19 protein-coding genes are annotated in these 15,236 nt (G+C 36.8%); 9 read left to right on the top strand and 10 right to left on the bottom strand.

The features are described from left to right. The first annotated feature begins 68 nt into the window (after window positions 1–68). Genes IEW44_RS04575 through thiD form a run of 3 tightly spaced genes read left to right on the top strand, consistent with a single transcriptional unit; the run spans window position 69 to window position 2,238 of the window. Window positions 69–959, top strand: coding sequence for an aldo/keto reductase (locus tag IEW44_RS04575; protein WP_188613863.1), 891 nt, complete (start codon window positions 69–71; stop codon window positions 957–959). After that, the gene (locus IEW44_RS04570; protein WP_188613862.1) at window positions 956–1,405 is read left to right on the top strand and encodes a VanZ family protein; all 450 of its coding nucleotides are present in this window, start codon (window positions 956–958) and stop codon (window positions 1,403–1,405) included. The genes IEW44_RS04575 and IEW44_RS04570 overlap by 4 nt, the downstream gene beginning before the upstream one ends. After that, entirely contained in the window at window positions 1,402–2,238 is an 837-nt protein-coding gene (gene thiD / locus IEW44_RS04565; RefSeq protein WP_188613861.1) for a bifunctional hydroxymethylpyrimidine kinase/phosphomethylpyrimidine kinase, read from the top strand. The genes IEW44_RS04570 and thiD overlap by 4 nt, the downstream gene beginning before the upstream one ends. 205 nt (window positions 2,239–2,443) lie before the next feature. On the opposite strand, the gene IEW44_RS04560 is transcribed toward thiD, so the two are convergent. From IEW44_RS04560 to IEW44_RS04550, 3 genes are all read right to left on the bottom strand, one after another. Next, window positions 2,444–3,571 (bottom strand): S-layer homology domain-containing protein, encoded by a 1,128-nt coding sequence (locus tag IEW44_RS04560; protein WP_188613860.1) that lies wholly within the window; start codon window positions 3,569–3,571, stop codon window positions 2,444–2,446. A gap of 83 nt (window positions 3,572–3,654) precedes the next feature. Continuing rightward, entirely contained in the window at window positions 3,655–3,909 is a 255-nt protein-coding gene (locus tag IEW44_RS04555) for a YqkE family protein (RefSeq protein WP_188613859.1), read from the bottom strand. Between the two features lie 10 nt (window positions 3,910–3,919). After that, window positions 3,920–5,098 carry an acetyl-CoA C-acetyltransferase gene (locus IEW44_RS04550; protein WP_188613858.1) on the bottom strand — a complete coding sequence of 393 codons (1,179 nt, stop codon included), beginning with the start codon at window positions 5,096–5,098 and terminating at the stop codon, window positions 3,920–3,922. A 154-nt stretch (window positions 5,099–5,252) separates the two neighbouring features. On the opposite strand from IEW44_RS04550, the gene IEW44_RS04545 reads away from it, so the two are divergent. Continuing rightward, on the top strand, window positions 5,253–6,203 hold the full coding sequence (locus IEW44_RS04545; protein ID WP_188613857.1) for an alpha/beta hydrolase: 951 nt from the start codon (window positions 5,253–5,255) through the stop codon (window positions 6,201–6,203). A gap of 67 nt (window positions 6,204–6,270) precedes the next feature. Here the strand turns inward: IEW44_RS04545 and IEW44_RS04540 are convergent, their stop codons facing one another. After that, window positions 6,271–6,489 carry a YneF family protein gene (locus tag IEW44_RS04540; protein ID WP_188613856.1) on the bottom strand — a complete coding sequence of 73 codons (219 nt, stop codon included), beginning with the start codon at window positions 6,487–6,489 and terminating at the stop codon, window positions 6,271–6,273. 256 nt (window positions 6,490–6,745) lie between these two features. On the opposite strand from IEW44_RS04540, the gene IEW44_RS04535 reads away from it, so the two are divergent. From IEW44_RS04535 to IEW44_RS04515, 5 genes are all read left to right on the top strand, one after another. After that, window positions 6,746–7,090, top strand: coding sequence for a lmo0954 family membrane protein (locus tag IEW44_RS04535; protein ID WP_188613855.1), 345 nt, complete (start codon window positions 6,746–6,748; stop codon window positions 7,088–7,090). Window positions 7,091–7,126: 36 nt separating this feature from the next. Then, window positions 7,127–7,753, top strand: coding sequence for a PspA/IM30 family protein (locus IEW44_RS04530; protein ID WP_188613854.1), 627 nt, complete (start codon window positions 7,127–7,129; stop codon window positions 7,751–7,753). Window positions 7,754–7,838: 85 nt separating this feature from the next. After that, the gene (gene liaF / locus IEW44_RS04525) at window positions 7,839–8,504 is read left to right on the top strand and encodes a cell wall-active antibiotics response protein LiaF (protein ID WP_188613853.1); all 666 of its coding nucleotides are present in this window, start codon (window positions 7,839–7,841) and stop codon (window positions 8,502–8,504) included. Further along, window positions 8,501–9,514, top strand: a complete 1,014-nt coding sequence (locus IEW44_RS04520; protein ID WP_188613852.1) for a sensor histidine kinase — start codon at window positions 8,501–8,503, stop codon at window positions 9,512–9,514. The genes liaF and IEW44_RS04520 overlap by 4 nt, the downstream gene beginning before the upstream one ends. Continuing rightward, on the top strand, window positions 9,511–10,143 hold the full coding sequence (locus IEW44_RS04515) for a response regulator (RefSeq protein ID WP_188613851.1): 633 nt from the start codon (window positions 9,511–9,513) through the stop codon (window positions 10,141–10,143). The genes IEW44_RS04520 and IEW44_RS04515 overlap by 4 nt, the downstream gene beginning before the upstream one ends. Before the next feature lie 47 nt (window positions 10,144–10,190). Here the strand turns inward: IEW44_RS04515 and IEW44_RS04510 are convergent, their stop codons facing one another. The 6 genes from IEW44_RS04510 to IEW44_RS04485 form a co-directional block, all read right to left on the bottom strand. Beyond that, entirely contained in the window at window positions 10,191–10,535 is a 345-nt protein-coding gene (locus IEW44_RS04510; RefSeq protein ID WP_188613850.1) for a helix-turn-helix domain-containing protein, read from the bottom strand. Window positions 10,536–10,864: 329 nt separating this feature from the next. Beyond that, window positions 10,865–11,302: a dUTP diphosphatase gene (gene dut, locus IEW44_RS04505; protein ID WP_188613849.1), complete on the bottom strand. Its 438-nt coding sequence runs from the start codon at window positions 11,300–11,302 to the stop codon at window positions 10,865–10,867. Between the two features lie 14 nt (window positions 11,303–11,316). Beyond that, window positions 11,317–12,285 carry a class 1b ribonucleoside-diphosphate reductase subunit beta gene (gene nrdF / locus IEW44_RS04500; protein WP_188613848.1) on the bottom strand — a complete coding sequence of 323 codons (969 nt, stop codon included), beginning with the start codon at window positions 12,283–12,285 and terminating at the stop codon, window positions 11,317–11,319. Further along, window positions 12,273–14,366 (bottom strand): class 1b ribonucleoside-diphosphate reductase subunit alpha, encoded by a 2,094-nt coding sequence (gene nrdE / locus IEW44_RS04495; protein ID WP_188613847.1) that lies wholly within the window; start codon window positions 14,364–14,366, stop codon window positions 12,273–12,275. The genes nrdF and nrdE overlap by 13 nt, the downstream gene beginning before the upstream one ends. After that, window positions 14,363–14,722, bottom strand: coding sequence for a class Ib ribonucleoside-diphosphate reductase assembly flavoprotein NrdI (nrdI, locus tag IEW44_RS04490; RefSeq protein WP_188613846.1), 360 nt, complete (start codon window positions 14,720–14,722; stop codon window positions 14,363–14,365). The genes nrdE and nrdI overlap by 4 nt, the downstream gene beginning before the upstream one ends. Continuing rightward, window positions 14,719–14,943, bottom strand: a complete 225-nt coding sequence (locus IEW44_RS04485) for a glutaredoxin family protein (RefSeq protein WP_188613845.1) — start codon at window positions 14,941–14,943, stop codon at window positions 14,719–14,721. Before IEW44_RS04485 ends, nrdI begins: the two co-directional genes overlap by 4 nt. Window positions 14,944–15,236 lie beyond the last annotated feature (293 nt).

The raw sequence follows: 15,236 nt of genomic DNA, 5'->3' as shown, positions 1-15,236 counted from the left end.
CTTGTTCTGGTACACACTTTCATTGTACCATTAAGCTAGAAAAAATCGATGGAGGAGTGCATTTTTTTATGGAAAAAAGACAACTTGGGCAAAGCACGCTACAAATTTCAGAAATTGGACTTGGCTGTATGTCCCTACCCCCTGCTATAAATGAAGCAAAGCCGATCTTACTTGAGGCGTTGCAAAGCGGTATTACGTATTTTGACACAGCCGATTTATATCAGTTTGGGCATAATGAAACTGTAATAGGCGAAGTATTAAAAAACCATCGGCATCAGATTACTCTAGCAAGTAAAGTAGGGAATAAAGCAAATGCCACAAAAGATGGTTGGACTTGGGACATATCTAAAGCTTACATCGAAACAGCCGTTCGCGAAAGTTTAAAACGGCTGCAAACCGACTATTTGGATGTATATCAATTACACGGGGGCACTTTAGACGATGACTTTGATGAGGTAATTGATACATTTGAAGGCTTAAAAAAACAGGGGCTTATTCGCTCTTATGGCATATCGACATTGCGCCCTAACGTATTACAAACCTTTCTGCCTTTAGCACAGGCTAGTACTGTTATGATGCCTTACAGTTTACTTGACCGTGAACCTGAAGAATTCTTTCCATTTATTCAACAACAAGGCGCATCTGTTGTTAGCCGTGGCACTTTAGCAAAAGGGCTATTAACAACGGCATGGGAAGAGCGCTTGCAAGCTCACACTCATTACGATGAACAAACATTACGTCAGTTACTATCACAATTAACAGCTCAATATGGTAACTTGCATGCCTTGGCATTAGCCTTTAATTTACGCTCTCCTGTAGTGGCGTCTACGATTATTGGCGCGAGTTCTGTAACACAATTACAACAAACGATAAAGGCGTATCAAGTTGCACAACAAATCGACGATTTTGCTTTTGCTAAAGAACATACTAAATTAACTACTTATACTAAGCATCGATGAAAAAATGGTGGCTTATTGTATTACTCTTACTCTTAGTAGTCTCATCTAGCATGACGGCGAAACAGCAATCCCTACAACCATTACTCCAAACCTGGTTAGTAAATGAACCTTTTAAGGCACAACTTTCATGGTTACATATTCCATACTGGGATACGGTCGTATCGATCGATGAACGTGGTTACTTTTTATTTGTTGAATTTTTAATTCGCAAAGCTTGTCATTTTATTATTTTTGCTTGTATTGCAGTAGCTTTAATGCAATTCAAATTGCGTGCATGTATGGTGTTATTTATTGTGATAATCATTGCTACATTAGATGAGGTCAGACAAGGCTTTAATCCTGGTCGCACTATGTCATTTCATGATATATGGTTAGATACTGCTGGTGGCTTATTTGCGATTAGTGTGATTTTATTTTTACGAAAAAGAAGGGAAAGAAAGGTATGACAACTTATCGTGTATTATCCATTGCTGGCGCTGCAGCGAGAGGCGGGGCAGGCATTCAAGCCGATTTAAAAACCTGTCAAGAATTAGGGGTTTATGGGATGTCAGCGATTACGGCGATTGTCGCTAAAAACCCACGCACAGGGCAAAATATTTTTCCGCAAACGTTAGATGCAATCGAAGCACAAATTGATACTGCTTTATGTGACATCGGGGCAGATGTTATTAAAACAGGTATGTTATTCACAACCGAAATCATTTATTTTGTGGCAGGTCAATTACGTTTGGCACAAACGGATAAAATTGTCGTTGACCCTGTAATGATTGGCAAAATTGGCTCGGCTTTATTACAAGATGATGCTATGCAAGCAATGAAAACGGCTATCATCCCACAAGCTACCATTATTACACCTAATATGCCTGAAGCTGAAAAATTACTTGGTTATCCCCAAGGCACATTAAAAAATATCGCGGATTTAAAACATGCTGCTAAAACTTTACATGCATTAGGTCCAACATATGTATTAGTTAAAGGAGGTCGCCTTGAAGACGATGCCACAGATGTTTTGTATGACGGTACCTATTATTACGTATTACACGCACCACGTATCGATACCATACATACAAATGGCGCAGGTTGTACCTACTCAGCTGCAATCGCTGCCGAATTAGCAAAAGGGACAGAGATGGTAGAGGCTGTAACAATCGCAAAACGTTTCATTACAGCTGCGATTCGTCACGGCAAACCTATTGGCAATACTGTTGGCCCCACTCATCATGCCGCTTTCAATGAATCCGGAGAAACTACTGTTAAAGTGAGCATTGAGCATGTTTGATAGTATGACCACATATTGACTATCTTTTAAAAAAAGACCTAGATATAAATCAATTTTCAAAATAAAAATAAATTCTCCCTCTAAAATCAAATACCAAAACCCTATTCTTAACAGTAAAAAGGAGAAATGATTCTAAAAATCACTTCTCCTCTTTATTTTGCCCAAGTCTCGTTTTATAGTTTGTTAATATTATATTAAAATTGACTTAGTATTCTATTTCTTCAAGAAATGAATAACCATCTCCTGTCATTGAACGAATAAATCCATGACCTTTTGCGAACCATAAAGTTGCTGGCATATAATCGCCATAATCTGTACGGTGTTCTAAATTTATTACAACAACATCTTTGTATACTTTATGAGGTAAAACGGCTATTCCTTGTGTATTTACTATCGTATATGTAGTAGTAACACCTGGTGTTTCATCACCGGAAATCCATTTTTTACCATTATATAATGGATATGGTAATTCTATTATACCGTATATATGAGAGATAAAACTATTTGGTGTATCTTCATATAATCTTTTGGTATTACCATAATAATCTATACCTAAAGTAACCCAGTGTTCTCTTGAAGGTGATTTTTCAGTAATTATCTCCCAATAATCATAACCTTCTACTTCTAATGCTAGTACGTTAATAAACTCTTTCTCACTAATCATTCGAGACGGCATCATACCTTGATTGTATTTGATTTGCTTGTTTGTTGGACGTATTTCGGGTACAAGCGCCCTTGCTACAAAGGCAGCAAATTGTGAACGTGTCAATGTTTGTTTAGGACGAAATGTTCCATCCTGATAACCTGTTGTAATATTATAAGATGCTATTGTTGAAATATAACTATGAGCCCAATAATTACTATCAACATCTTTGAAAGTATAATCTGTATTTATATTCAATTCAAAAGCTCTTGTTAAAGCTCTAGCCATTTCATCTCTTGTGATAGCTTGATGCGGACGAAAATATTTTTCCTTAGGGAAAATACCTAGTTGTGTTGCTATAGCAATCTCTTTATAGCCATCATCATATATTTTAACATCTTTATATCCGGGATTTTCATAAAAAACCATACCTTGCTTTTTTAGAGCTCTAACTAACATTAATGCTACTTGTCTATTAGTTACATTGCTTTGTGGATGAAATTGTCCATCACCTGTTCCCTTTACAACTCCAAGATATGTTAGATAGTCAATAACATCATAATTGCTATCATTATGGTGCACATCTATATATGTTTGTCCATAATCATTATTTTTATGTGCAAAGACTTCTAAAGGTAGTATAAATATCATTAAACATATGCTTATTATTATCCCCATTTTTCTACCCAAGTAAAAACCACCTTATATCCTTATTTTAATACTAATTATTCCATTAAAATAAGATAAAAGCAACTTTAAAAGTTGCTTTTATCTTAAAATTTAGAACCTTGATCTCCATATTGATCAAGCAATTCTTCAAATGTCATATTTTTTTCACGTGCCTTACGCTCTTTTCTTGCTTGTTCTTCCTGAGCTAAAGCTTGTGCTTTAGCATCTTGTGTCAATTGTTTTTTCGTCGCGGCCAATTTAGCTAATACATCTGTTTGTAATTGGTCAGCTAACGTAACTTGTTCTGTTGGTTGCTTATTAGTAGCACCTGCTACTTTTTGTCCTTTTTTCTTTGCCATCTTCTCAATCCTATCTTGTGACTACGGTTGCAACGCCTTGTCCGCCACCAATACATAATGTAGCTAAACCACTCTTTGCATCTTGTTTTTGCATTTCATGCAATAGTGTCACTAAAATACGTGCGCCACTTGCACCTATCGGATGACCTAAAGCAATTGCACCGCCGTTTACATTTAATTTTTCATTATCAAATTGCAATTCTTTGTCCACCGCTAATGATTGTGCGGCAAATGCTTCATTAGCTTCTATAATATCAATATCTGCTAATGTTTTATTAGCACGTTGTAACGATTTTTTAACCGCTTCTACAGGGCCTATCCCCATAATTGCTGGGTCAACACCAGCTGAGGCATTGCTTGCAATCGTTGCCATTGGTGTTAGACCGAGCGTTTGTGCTTTCTCTTTTGACATTACAACAACAGCGGCTGCTCCGTCATTAATGCCTGAAGCATTACCTGCTGTTACAGAGCCATCCTTTTTAAACGCGGGACGTAACTTAGCCAAGCTCTCTGTAGTTGTACCTGCCTTTACGTACTCGTCTTGCGCAAACACAATAGGCTCACCCTTACGTTGTGGGATAGTTACAGGCACAATTTCGTCTGTAAACTTCCCTGCCTTTATCGCTGCCTCAGCACGTTGTTGAGAACGCGCTGAAAACGCATCTTGTGCTTCACGTGTCAATTGATAGTGTTCGCATAAATTTTCTGCTGTTACACCCATATGATAGTCATTAAATGCACACCATAAGCCATCTTTGATCATACTATCTACGACTTGTTGGTCACCCATGCGATACCCCTGTCTCGCCTTAGGTAATAAATAAGGGGCTTGACTCATATTTTCAAAACCACCTGCTACAATAATATCAGCCTCTCCTGCTTTAATGGCCTGAGCGGCTAAATGTACTGCTTTTAAACCTGAGCCACATACTTTATTGATCGTCATAGCAGGTACAGTTTGTGGTAAACCTGCTTGTATAGCTGCTTGTCGAGCTGGGTTTTGACCTAAGCCTGCTTGTAATACATTCCCCATAATAACTTCATCTACAAGTGCTTTATCTACTTGTGCCTTGTCTAGAGCCGCCTCAATTACAATTGCCCCTAATTTTGGAGCCGCAACATCTTTTAATGCCCCTTGAAAAGAACCAATCGCTGTACGTACAGCACTTACAATAACAACTTCTGTCATCTTTTCTCCCCCTTTGTGTTGCCACGTCGCCATGGCATCTTCTATTAGTGTATCAAACCAATTGCGGTTTTTCGACAATTATACGAGGTTATTATGTGCGTAACCTCACCCTATCCCTTACAATAGAGTTACAATGTTTTAGGAGGATAATAATATGACGACTAAAAAAAAATTACTGCTTGCCTCAAGTATTGTTACAGCCATTGCCGCAGCTTCTACAGCCATTTTTGGCGTTAAGCTTTCCAATAGATTAATGTATATTAAAAAAAAGGATGATGGTTTCATTTTAGAGCGTGAAACATTAGCAGAGCGCTTTGATGAAGCTTGGTACAATAAACATCTTGCTCAAGAATTAACCGTTCAATCCCCTAATGGTTATAGCATTAGTGGCGTACTACTAAAGCCATTAGACACGAAAAACACTATGATTATTTGTCACGGAGTAACAGAAAATAAAATTAACTCAGTACGCTTCGCACGTATGTTTGAAAAACTTGGCTATAATGCTGTCATTTATGATCATCGTCGCCATGGGCTGTCAGGTGGTAAAACAACGAGCTATGGCTATTATGAGAAACTTGATTTAGATGTTGTTGTAAAAACGGTACGACAAATGGTTGGCGAAGATGCCATCATTGGTGTGCACGGGGAGTCTATGGGTGCAGCTACTACTTTGTTATATGCGGGTTTGATGGAAGATGAAGCGGACTTTTATATTTCAGACTGTGGCTTCTCTAATTTTGAATCGTTAATTGGTCATATTGCAAGAGAGGAGATGCATTTCACCTCTGGCGTACCTGTGCGAATTGCAGATGCTTTTTTACGTTTAAGAGATGGCTATTCTTTACGTGATGTCTCACCAATCGAAGCTGTTAAACACATTCAAAAACCCGTACTATTCATCCATAGTGAACCTGATACCTTTATTCCTGCTACGATGACGAAAGAGATGTATGCTGTAAAGGAAGGACCTAAAATGCTAAAACTTTTTGACACTGGTCGCCATGCGGAATCATTTAATGAAAATCCGCGCGAATATATGGCTGTTGTAACAAAGTTTTTAGATGAATATGTCCCTGCCTTTAAATTAAAAGCAACAAATTAAAAAGGAGGAGCGTCGCCTAATAGGCAACGTTCCTCCTTTACTTATAAGCTGTTAAAACAACCTGTACTTATTGTTGGAATTTATTCATTTGTGACATCATTTGACGCACTTGTTTTTCAGACGGTTTACGTCCCATTTGTGCCATCATAACACGAATCATTTGCTCATTAATAGGTGGATTTTCTTTTAAATATTTAAACATATAACGGCGCGCGAAATAGAAACCAAGCGCTGCCCCAGCGATTAATGCCACAACAATTAGTAAAATAGCAAGCCATAAATGCATTATGCTAAACCTCCTCTGCTACTTTCTTCCGAGAATACTCTCCAAACCGCATTATACAATAAAACAGAAGACGTTACTATAAATACTTTGTAAAATAAGAAGATTATTGTTCTTTCCCTATATATATTATAGCGAACTTATGACAGGCTGACGAGTACTCAGCCTCTAGACCTAGAAGAAAATCATCTTAGCGCCCGTTACGCTTTCTTTCTTCAGTTGATAACATAAGGTTAACAAATGAAAGGAGCGAAACATTATGAAAAAAATACTTTGGCTAAGTATTGGGATTGTAGCTGTGCTCATTAGTTTAGCAGCCATTGGCCCACTAGCAGTACTCGCATTATCTGTCGCATTAACAGGAGGTAGCATTTATTTATATAACCGTACATCAAGCAAAGTAATGAAAGTATTTCTTGTACTGGTTGCAATCGTTAGTGCCGTTTCTGCGATATCTAACATCCCTGCTTTAATTGGTATTGCTACATTAGCATTAACTTATTATGTTTATAAAAAATTAACAACTAAGTCAGAAACAACTGTAATTGAAAATAACGACCCTTTTGCTAACTTTGAACGTGAATGGGCAAAAATCTCAAAATAAGAAGTAAACAAAAACATATAAAGGAGCTTATTTATTATGACAAACTTATTTCAACGCTTTTTCCAATCTGTAGAGGCTGAGGTGCAATATGCCTTAGATAAAAAAGAACAAAAAAACCCTGCTATTATGTTAAACAAATATATTAAAGATGCAGAAAAACAAGTAGAGGAGACAAGCAAGTTACTCACACGTCAAGCACAATTAAAAACTAAGCTTGAACAAGAACTAGCTGCAGCAACAGCTATGTTAACGAAACGTCAACAACAACTCGTCTTAGCCGAACAAAGTGGTGAAACAGATTTAATCGCCTTTGCTAGTCAGGAGGTAGCGATTTACTCAAATCGCCAACAAACACTACAAGATAGCATTGAATTAACCGCAAGCCAATACTTTGATATGGAACGTCGTTATGAAGAAATGAAGCATAAAATTAAAGATATGCGTGTACGTCAGTTACAATTAATGGGTAAGGAAAATGTGACACGTGCCAACCACCAAATGAACTATGTATTACAAGAACAAGCAGACGGAGCCATCCAAAACTTTGAACAAGCAGAACGTTACATCGACCAACTTACAGTAGATGTTGATGCACGTCAACAACAATCCATGTATGAATGGCGTCTTGCGAAATTGCAACAAAGTGAATCAACAGTGCTATAATATAACAATCTGTATGATAATCCATACGGGGCTACGGGATAACACCCCTAGCCCCGCTTCTTCATGTTAAGAAAGGAGTGTAATTATGCGTCTTTTTTCCACAAAACAAGCTCAGTGGTTAGTTGGTATTTTTTTAAGTGCTCTCATTATTGAGGCCATTACCTTTCATTTTTTTAGCTTATTCTATTTTTTAGCAGGTGTTATTTTATTATATTTTGGTTTTAAATACAAAAAGACCTCTTTTTATGTAGTAAGTTGCATTTTCTTATTAATTGCTTTTGTCTCCCTTATCACATTGCGTATTGCTATCGTAGCAATGGCTGTTTATTACATTTATCATTACTATAAAAAAGATAAAACGTATACGTTACAAACAGATCATGATTTATTTGTGCAACATAAGCGCTTTATTGGCACAGACGAGACAACAGAATCTTATGCTTGGAAAGATGTTAATATTCAACGTTTGGCAGGTATTATTACTATTGATGCTACACAAACTGTGTTACCGAGAAGAACGTCAGTCATTACAGCACGCCAGCTCATTGGCAATGTGCATATTATTTTACCTTATGATACACCTTACCGATTAGTCTATACTACAGTGTATGGGGTTGCGACACTTCCCCATGATACGAAACTATTAAAAAATGAAACATTATATCATCAAGAAGAAGATCTTGCAGCTGTAAGAGAAATTGTTATTCATGTCACTACAGGCTTAGGTGATTTGGAGGTGTCTTACCAATGATTCGTTTCTTTTCACGTTGGTTTATGTTGCAATTATTATTGATGGCAAGTACCGCTAGTTTTCTCATCTTATTATTAGGTATGCCTAAGCGAGACACCTGGTCTGTGCTATGGTTACAAAATATTAACGGCGTGCCTTTACTAGCAGTTATTATGAGTATTTTAACGATACTTGCCATTAGCATTACGTTTTGGATGACATTTTCTATTATTATGCGAGACCGCCAAGCTGCGCGTCTACTCAAAAAAGTGAACATCCATGATTTAACAGAACGTCATATTAAACGTTCACCTATGTTATTAAAAAAATCACTACGCAACACACAACAACTCATTGAAACGCAGCGCAAACGTTTACAAAAACTCTCTGAAGAACGCACAGAATCCATTGATGAGGTAACAAAAGACCGCATTGTAGCTGAAAGACAACGCCTAGCTAGAGAGTTGCATGACTCTGTATCTCAACAATTATTTGCTGCATCTATGTTGTTATCTGCATTAAATGAACAAGTTGACGAACCAAATGACACGCTCTTACAAGTAGAGCATATGGTACAACAAGCACAACTCGAAATGCGTGCACTATTACTACACCTACGTCCTGTCGCTTTAAATAACAAAACATTAGCGCAAGGTTTAGAAGAGCTCATTGTTGAATTACAACAAAAAGTATATTTTCCTATCGATTACTTTATCGAAGAAATCCCATTATCACGTGCAGAAGAAGACCATTTATTCCGCATTGCGCAAGAAGCGTTATCTAATACACTGCGTCATGCTAAAGCAACCGAATTAGAGCTTCGTTTCATTGCAAGAGATAATCACGCCATCTTGCGTATTCAAGATAATGGAATTGGCTTTAATATTGAACAAGACAAAACAGCAAGTTATGGTCTGCAAAATATTGCTGAACGTGCTGTCGAAATTGGCTGTACGTATAAAATTGTTTCCATACCTAATGAAGGGACTATTGTCGAAGTTAAAACACAATTAGAGGAGGTGAACGTATGATTACTATTGTGATTGCAGATGATCATGAGATGGTACGCATCGGCATATCTGCTTATTTAAATGCACAACCTGATATGACTATTGTAGGCGAGGCAACAAATGGAGAAGAAGCGATTACATTAGCGCTCACACACAAACCTGATATTATTTTAATGGATAATGTCATGCCAAAACTAACAGGGGCTGAGGCAACTGAGCAAATTATAGCGAAATGGCCAGAAGCTAAAATTATGATGATTACGAGTTTTTTAGACGATGATAAAGTATATCCTGCTCTAGAGGCTGGTGCAGTAAGTTATTTATTAAAAACCTCTAATGCTAAACATATTGCAGAGGCCATTCGTAAAACCGTGCAAGGTGAGATGATTGTAGAGCCAGAGGTCACGCATAAAATGATGTCTCGTATGCGTTCGCAACAAGTAACACCATTACATGAACAACTTACAGAGCGAGAACATGAAGTATTATTATTAATGGCAGATGGCTTGACGAATCAAGCCATTGCAGACGAGCTATTTATCGCATTAAAAACCGTGAAAACGCATGTCAGTAATATTTTAGCGAAATTAGAGGTTCAAGATCGGACACAAGCAGTCGTCTATGCTTTCCAACACCAGTTAAAACAATGAATGATGGGGAATAATAAATTATTCCCCGTCTTATCTCCTTCAAGACGTTATGTACCCAAAATAATAGCCACTAAGCTAATAATTAACCCTGCAAATATGGCAAAAATGGTAATGGTTAAACCTGTATTACGCTGAATAAAATCTAATGCCAACTCAAAATTTGATTTAGGCATCACAAATGTTTCAGGTGTATATAGTTCTTGCCCTTTAATTAAATAATCTAATGTCACATCATAAATAGAGGCTAATTGTAGCAATACATCTATACTCGGCTCTGCCTTTCCTAATTCCCACTTTGAAATAGCTTGCCTCGTCACATGAAGTTGTTCTGCTAACTGCTCTTGTGAAAATCCTGCCTTTTCGCGCAATTGTTTTAATCGTTCGTTCATCATGAATTACCCTCCTTAAACTTATGGTTAAGTATAAATTAAATACTAGCAATAGACGAGAGGAAAAATAGCGAAATCGGCAACAACATGTTGCAAGCGCGCAACAGAGGATAACATTTTTAGTTGCAAGTCGGTATAAGGCGAGAAAAAGCGCACTATATCTTCGCTTTACTTTTATTATTTTATGAGGGTATAACGACGTCATAGACTAGACAACGCCTAACATAATAGTGAACAAGTACATACCCCTGTAAAACTTACCTACCGCATTACGAAAACAGCAAAAAGGTGAAGCGATTTTAAAAATCACTTCACCTTTTTTAGTCATAACCTTATTGAGTACCACTCGCACCAAAGCCTGTCGTACCTCGCGCCGTATCAGATAATTCTGTTGCTTCAACTAATGTTACAGTTGGTACAAGTTGTATAACCATCTGTGCAATACGCATCGCTTTTTCTACTTGAAACACTGCTGTGCCATGATTAATTAGAATAATACCCAATTCACCACGGTAGCCTTCGTCAATAGTGCCTGGGCTATTTAAAACCGTAATGCTATGTTTTAACGCAAGTCCGCTTCTTGGGCGAATTTGAGCCTCTGTACCTTGAGGTAATGCTAGATGAATGCCTGTTTTAATTAATTTCGCTTCACCTGGTGCAATCGCTACTGCTTCAATTGCATACAAATCCATACCTGCATCACCAGGGTTTGCTTGCTTTGGCATAATAGCATCTTGGTGTGCGCGTTTTACTTTTACTTCTAAATTCATAATAATAGTCATCCTCAGCGATTAAAATTAAATGTATCATCTGTAATAGGTTCGACTTTTGCCTTCGCATAGGTCGAGCCTTTTTGCGAGAAGAAGTCATATGTTGAGCCTTCATTACGAATCCCATTCATAACAATAGGGTTCACTTCTTCTTCTGGGAACATTGTTTCAAAACCAATATTCATCAATGCTTTATTAGCATTATAACGCACATATGCTTTCACTTCAGGTGATAAACCTGTTTCTGCATACACATCTTCTGTATATTTCATTTCGTTTTGATATAAATCTAACAATAATTCAAAGCCCCATAATTTTAATTCCTCTTGCTTTTCCGTAGAGAAGTTTTTATAAATATTTTGAGCAAAGAAACCTACTGCCACCCCGTGAATGGATTCATCTCGTAAAATAAGTGAGATAATCTCCGCACTATTACGTAAGAAACCTTGACCGCCTAGATAAAGAGGGTAAAAGAAACCTGAGTAAAAAAGGAAAGACTCTAACATTACAGAAGCAAACATCGCCTTCCATAAACTTTCTGGGTCATCTTCTTCAATAGCATTATAAACGGTAGCAATTTTATCTGCCTTATATTGCAAGAACTCATTCTTTTTGATCCACTCAAATAGCGCGTCAATTTCTTCATTTGTGCATAACGTTGTGAAAATATAAGAATAGGATTTAGCATGGATTGCTTCAAAGGCATCAAACATGGTGAACACAGCTTTTTCTTGCATATCTGGTGCAAATGCAGCCACACGGTTCATACCAATATTCGTTTGCACTGTGTCCAAAAGTGTTAAGCCAGCCAACACTTTTTTATATGTGTCTTGATGCTCAAATCCTTTCCATTGTTTAATATCTTTACTTACTGCAATCTCTTCTGGAAACCAAATTTGTTTCCATTGTTGGTCCCAAAATACCTGTGCTAATTCACTTGTTGATTTATTCCAGTTAATTGCTTCATACGTTATATTTGACATGCCACACACTCCTCTAAACTTTGTAAGCGTTGGCGCACATAATACACAGATTTAATACCTTTCATCCATGCGTAAATATACACTTTTGCCAATTGCTCTGTTGTCCAATTATCGGTTACATACAAAGTCATGGAAATCCCTTGGTCGACATGCTTTTGTGAAGCGGCATATAAGTCAATTAAATCATATGGATTTACATCATATGCCTCTACATATAAATGACTATTATCATTTGTTAAATGCGGCATCGGATAAATCGTACGGCTATCTGCATAATCACGTACTTCCACGCGTTCTGTACAAGGTGAGATGGATGCTGTACAGCTACGAATATATGAAATGCTACCTGTTGGTGCAATTGCTAAACGATACGAATGGAAAATACCATGTTCCATCACTTGTTGTTTTAACTCTTCCCACATAGCCGCTGTAATAATCGGTACATTCCCTAATGCTTTAGCTACGATTGGCGATACATTTTGCGCTTCTTTTGTAACATATTGTTCAAAATACTCACCCGTTGCATAGTCACTCTCTTCAAAACGGTAAAATGTTTTTTGTTTTTCTTGCGCCATTTCCATTGAAGCCTTTAATGAGTAATAATTCATTGCTTCCATAAAGTGATCCATAAATTCCACCGACTCTTTGGAACCATACATAATGCCTTGGGTAACTAAATGACCATGTAAGTTCATACAACCTAAACCTACAGAATGCATCAATTGGTTTGCTTTTACTACCGATGGTACGTTTGTAATATTCGTCATCTCAGAAACATTCGTTAACAAACGCATAGCGGTATTTACTAACGTGCCGAAATCTTTTACTTTACTTGCTGCATGAATGTCAAGGGAGCCTAAATTACATGACACATCTAAACCATATTCATTCGGCTGGTCTTGGTCTGTAATATTGCTCGTTTCTTGCAGTTGTAAAATCTCTGTACATAGATTCGACATTTTCACACGTCCAATATTTTTTAAAGGATGCGCATTATTCACATTATCATCAAAGATTTCAAATGGATATCCTGATTCAAATTGTGCTTTCTTTACTTCTGTATATAAACGTCGGGCATTTAAGCGTTTAATTTTACGAATATTAGGATTATCTAATAGCTCATAATACATCTCTGTAATCGAGATCTCTGACATACGTTTACCGTACTCTTTATAAATATCATAAGGACTAAATAATACAATATCTTTATCTCGTTTCATCAAATCGAAGAAAATACTCGGAATAATCACACCTGTTGATAATGTCGCAAGGCGAATTTTATCATCCGCATTTGGCTTTTTAGAAGAAATAAAGTTTTCAATATCGGCATGAAAAATATTTAAATAAACAACACCTGAGCCATTACGTTGACCTAATTGATTAGAATAACTAAAGGAGTTCTCTAATAATTTAGCAACCGGAATTACACCACTAGCACGATTTAAAATTTGTTTAATAGGGTCGCCTAATGGACGTAAATCTGTTAAGTTTACACCTACCCCACCACCAAGGCGAGATAATTCTAAACAGTAACCAATATTTTCAGCAATACTATTCATAGAGTCGTCCATAGATAACTTAAAGCAGCTTACTAACTCACCTCGTGCCTGCTTACCACTATTAAGCGCTGTAGGCGTTGCTGGTTGATAGGCTTCCATCATTGACTCTACAGCACGTTCTGCCAAAGCTTTATCGCCTTGAGCTAAGTAAAGCGCAATAATAACAATGCGGTCTTCGTATTTTTCTAAAATTTCTTCGCCATCTCTACTTTTCATCGCATAGCTATCGTAAAACTTACTCGCACTCATAAATGATGGAAAACGGAATTTATAGTCATAGGCTTTTTTATACATTTGTTTAATAAAATCCATATCATACATGTCAATGAATTCTTTTTCATAATAGCCTTCATCTACTAAATAACGCACTTTTTCTTCAATATCAATAAAGTAACGTAAGCGCACATTAACATACTCTAAAAAGTAACGGCGTGTTGCTTCACGGTCTTTCTCTAACTCTAACTGACCTGTTGTACTATAGCGATTCAGTACATCGTTGTTTAACTTTAAATATGTTTTCATCCCTTTACCCTACTTTCATAAAACGATTGTATTGCATCATAATCTTTTTGATTGCCGCGCAAGTCTAACTTACGTACTAACGGTATATGATACATTTGAGACAATTTGTCGCCTGCACCTCCGAAGACGTGATGACCAAAATTACTATTACCACTTACTACTACACCTTGGCAAAGATTATGATTATGTTTCATAAACTGTTCTACCTTGGCAGGTATATTACCTAAGCCATCTGTATAAGTAATTAACAAATACCTCACGTCCACCTGCAAGTCTGCTGTCAACTCTATAGCATCTGTTGTTAGTTGAGAAACAATATAACGAACATTACCTGTGCGAGTAGCATACACAATCATTGTGCAATCAATTCAATATGTGAAACAATCTCCTTAACATCACCAATCATTTTACCGTCTGCTTCAAGTACAGGCACGCTTAAAAAACCTGCATTCACAATGGCTTGTTTTGCTTCCTCATCATGGTCAATATTTACAAGGTCTGCTGCTAACCCAGCATTCTCCAATTCAGATTTCACCCAAAGACATTTTGGACAGATTGTTTTTGTGTATAATTTCATTTTATATCCCTCTTTCTATCATATAAAAAAGCTATCTCCCTAACTGGAGCGAGACAGCCCTGACAAGTGACCTTGTCAATAAAAAAATTTTATTTTTTTAATCATTATCTCTTGCTTATAACCGTATATAGTGTTATTAAGATTTTCAAACACTATATATAGTGTCTTGCAGAACTAAGTGTATCACCATTCAAATGAAATGTAAATTACATTAGCTTTTAAAAAATATCTTTTTCCCCACCTGTTTACACATACAAATTCACATTATAGCAAAGAAAATTACATTAGCCTAT

Origin of the sequence: Lysinibacillus alkalisoli (assembly GCF_014643595.1) — a bacterium.
Taxonomy (GTDB): Bacteria; Bacillota; Bacilli; order Bacillales_A; family Planococcaceae; genus Metalysinibacillus; species Metalysinibacillus alkalisoli.
The sequence above is the reverse complement of the archived record's forward strand: the minus strand, read 5'-3'. Positions and strand labels throughout refer to the sequence as shown.

Bases quoted from the DNA above. Each gene is read 5' to 3' on its own strand.
- IEW44_RS04510 (WP_188613850.1), bottom strand. From the start codon at position 10,535: ATGATGAACGAACGATTAAAACAATTGCGCGAAAAGGCAGGATTTTCA.
- thiD (WP_188613861.1), top strand. From the start codon at position 1,402: ATGACAACTTATCGTGTATTATCCATTGCTGGCGCTGCAGCGAGAGGC.
- IEW44_RS04575 (WP_188613863.1), top strand. From the start codon at position 69: ATGGAAAAAAGACAACTTGGGCAAAGCACGCTACAAATTTCAGAAATT.
- IEW44_RS04520 (WP_188613852.1), top strand. From the start codon at position 8,501: ATGATTCGTTTCTTTTCACGTTGGTTTATGTTGCAATTATTATTGATG.
- IEW44_RS04555 (WP_188613859.1), bottom strand. From the start codon at position 3,909: ATGGCAAAGAAAAAAGGACAAAAAGTAGCAGGTGCTACTAATAAGCAA.
- IEW44_RS04540 (WP_188613856.1), bottom strand. From the start codon at position 6,489: ATGCATTTATGGCTTGCTATTTTACTAATTGTTGTGGCATTAATCGCT.
- IEW44_RS04530 (WP_188613854.1), top strand. From the start codon at position 7,127: ATGACAAACTTATTTCAACGCTTTTTCCAATCTGTAGAGGCTGAGGTG.
- nrdI (WP_188613846.1), bottom strand. From the start codon at position 14,722: ATGATTGTGTATGCTACTCGCACAGGTAATGTTCGTTATATTGTTTCT.
- dut (WP_188613849.1), bottom strand. From the start codon at position 11,302: ATGAATTTAGAAGTAAAAGTAAAACGCGCACACCAAGATGCTATTATG.
- IEW44_RS04535 (WP_188613855.1), top strand. From the start codon at position 6,746: ATGAAAAAAATACTTTGGCTAAGTATTGGGATTGTAGCTGTGCTCATT.
- IEW44_RS04570 (WP_188613862.1), top strand. From the start codon at position 956: ATGAAAAAATGGTGGCTTATTGTATTACTCTTACTCTTAGTAGTCTCA.
- IEW44_RS04485 (WP_188613845.1), bottom strand. From the start codon at position 14,943: ATGAAATTATACACAAAAACAATCTGTCCAAAATGTCTTTGGGTGAAA.
- nrdE (WP_188613847.1), bottom strand. From the start codon at position 14,366: ATGAAAACATATTTAAAGTTAAACAACGATGTACTGAATCGCTATAGT.
- nrdF (WP_188613848.1), bottom strand. From the start codon at position 12,285: ATGTCAAATATAACGTATGAAGCAATTAACTGGAATAAATCAACAAGT.
- IEW44_RS04550 (WP_188613858.1), bottom strand. From the start codon at position 5,098: ATGACAGAAGTTGTTATTGTAAGTGCTGTACGTACAGCGATTGGTTCT.
- IEW44_RS04515 (WP_188613851.1), top strand. From the start codon at position 9,511: ATGATTACTATTGTGATTGCAGATGATCATGAGATGGTACGCATCGGC.
- liaF (WP_188613853.1), top strand. From the start codon at position 7,839: ATGCGTCTTTTTTCCACAAAACAAGCTCAGTGGTTAGTTGGTATTTTT.
- IEW44_RS04545 (WP_188613857.1), top strand. From the start codon at position 5,253: ATGACGACTAAAAAAAAATTACTGCTTGCCTCAAGTATTGTTACAGCC.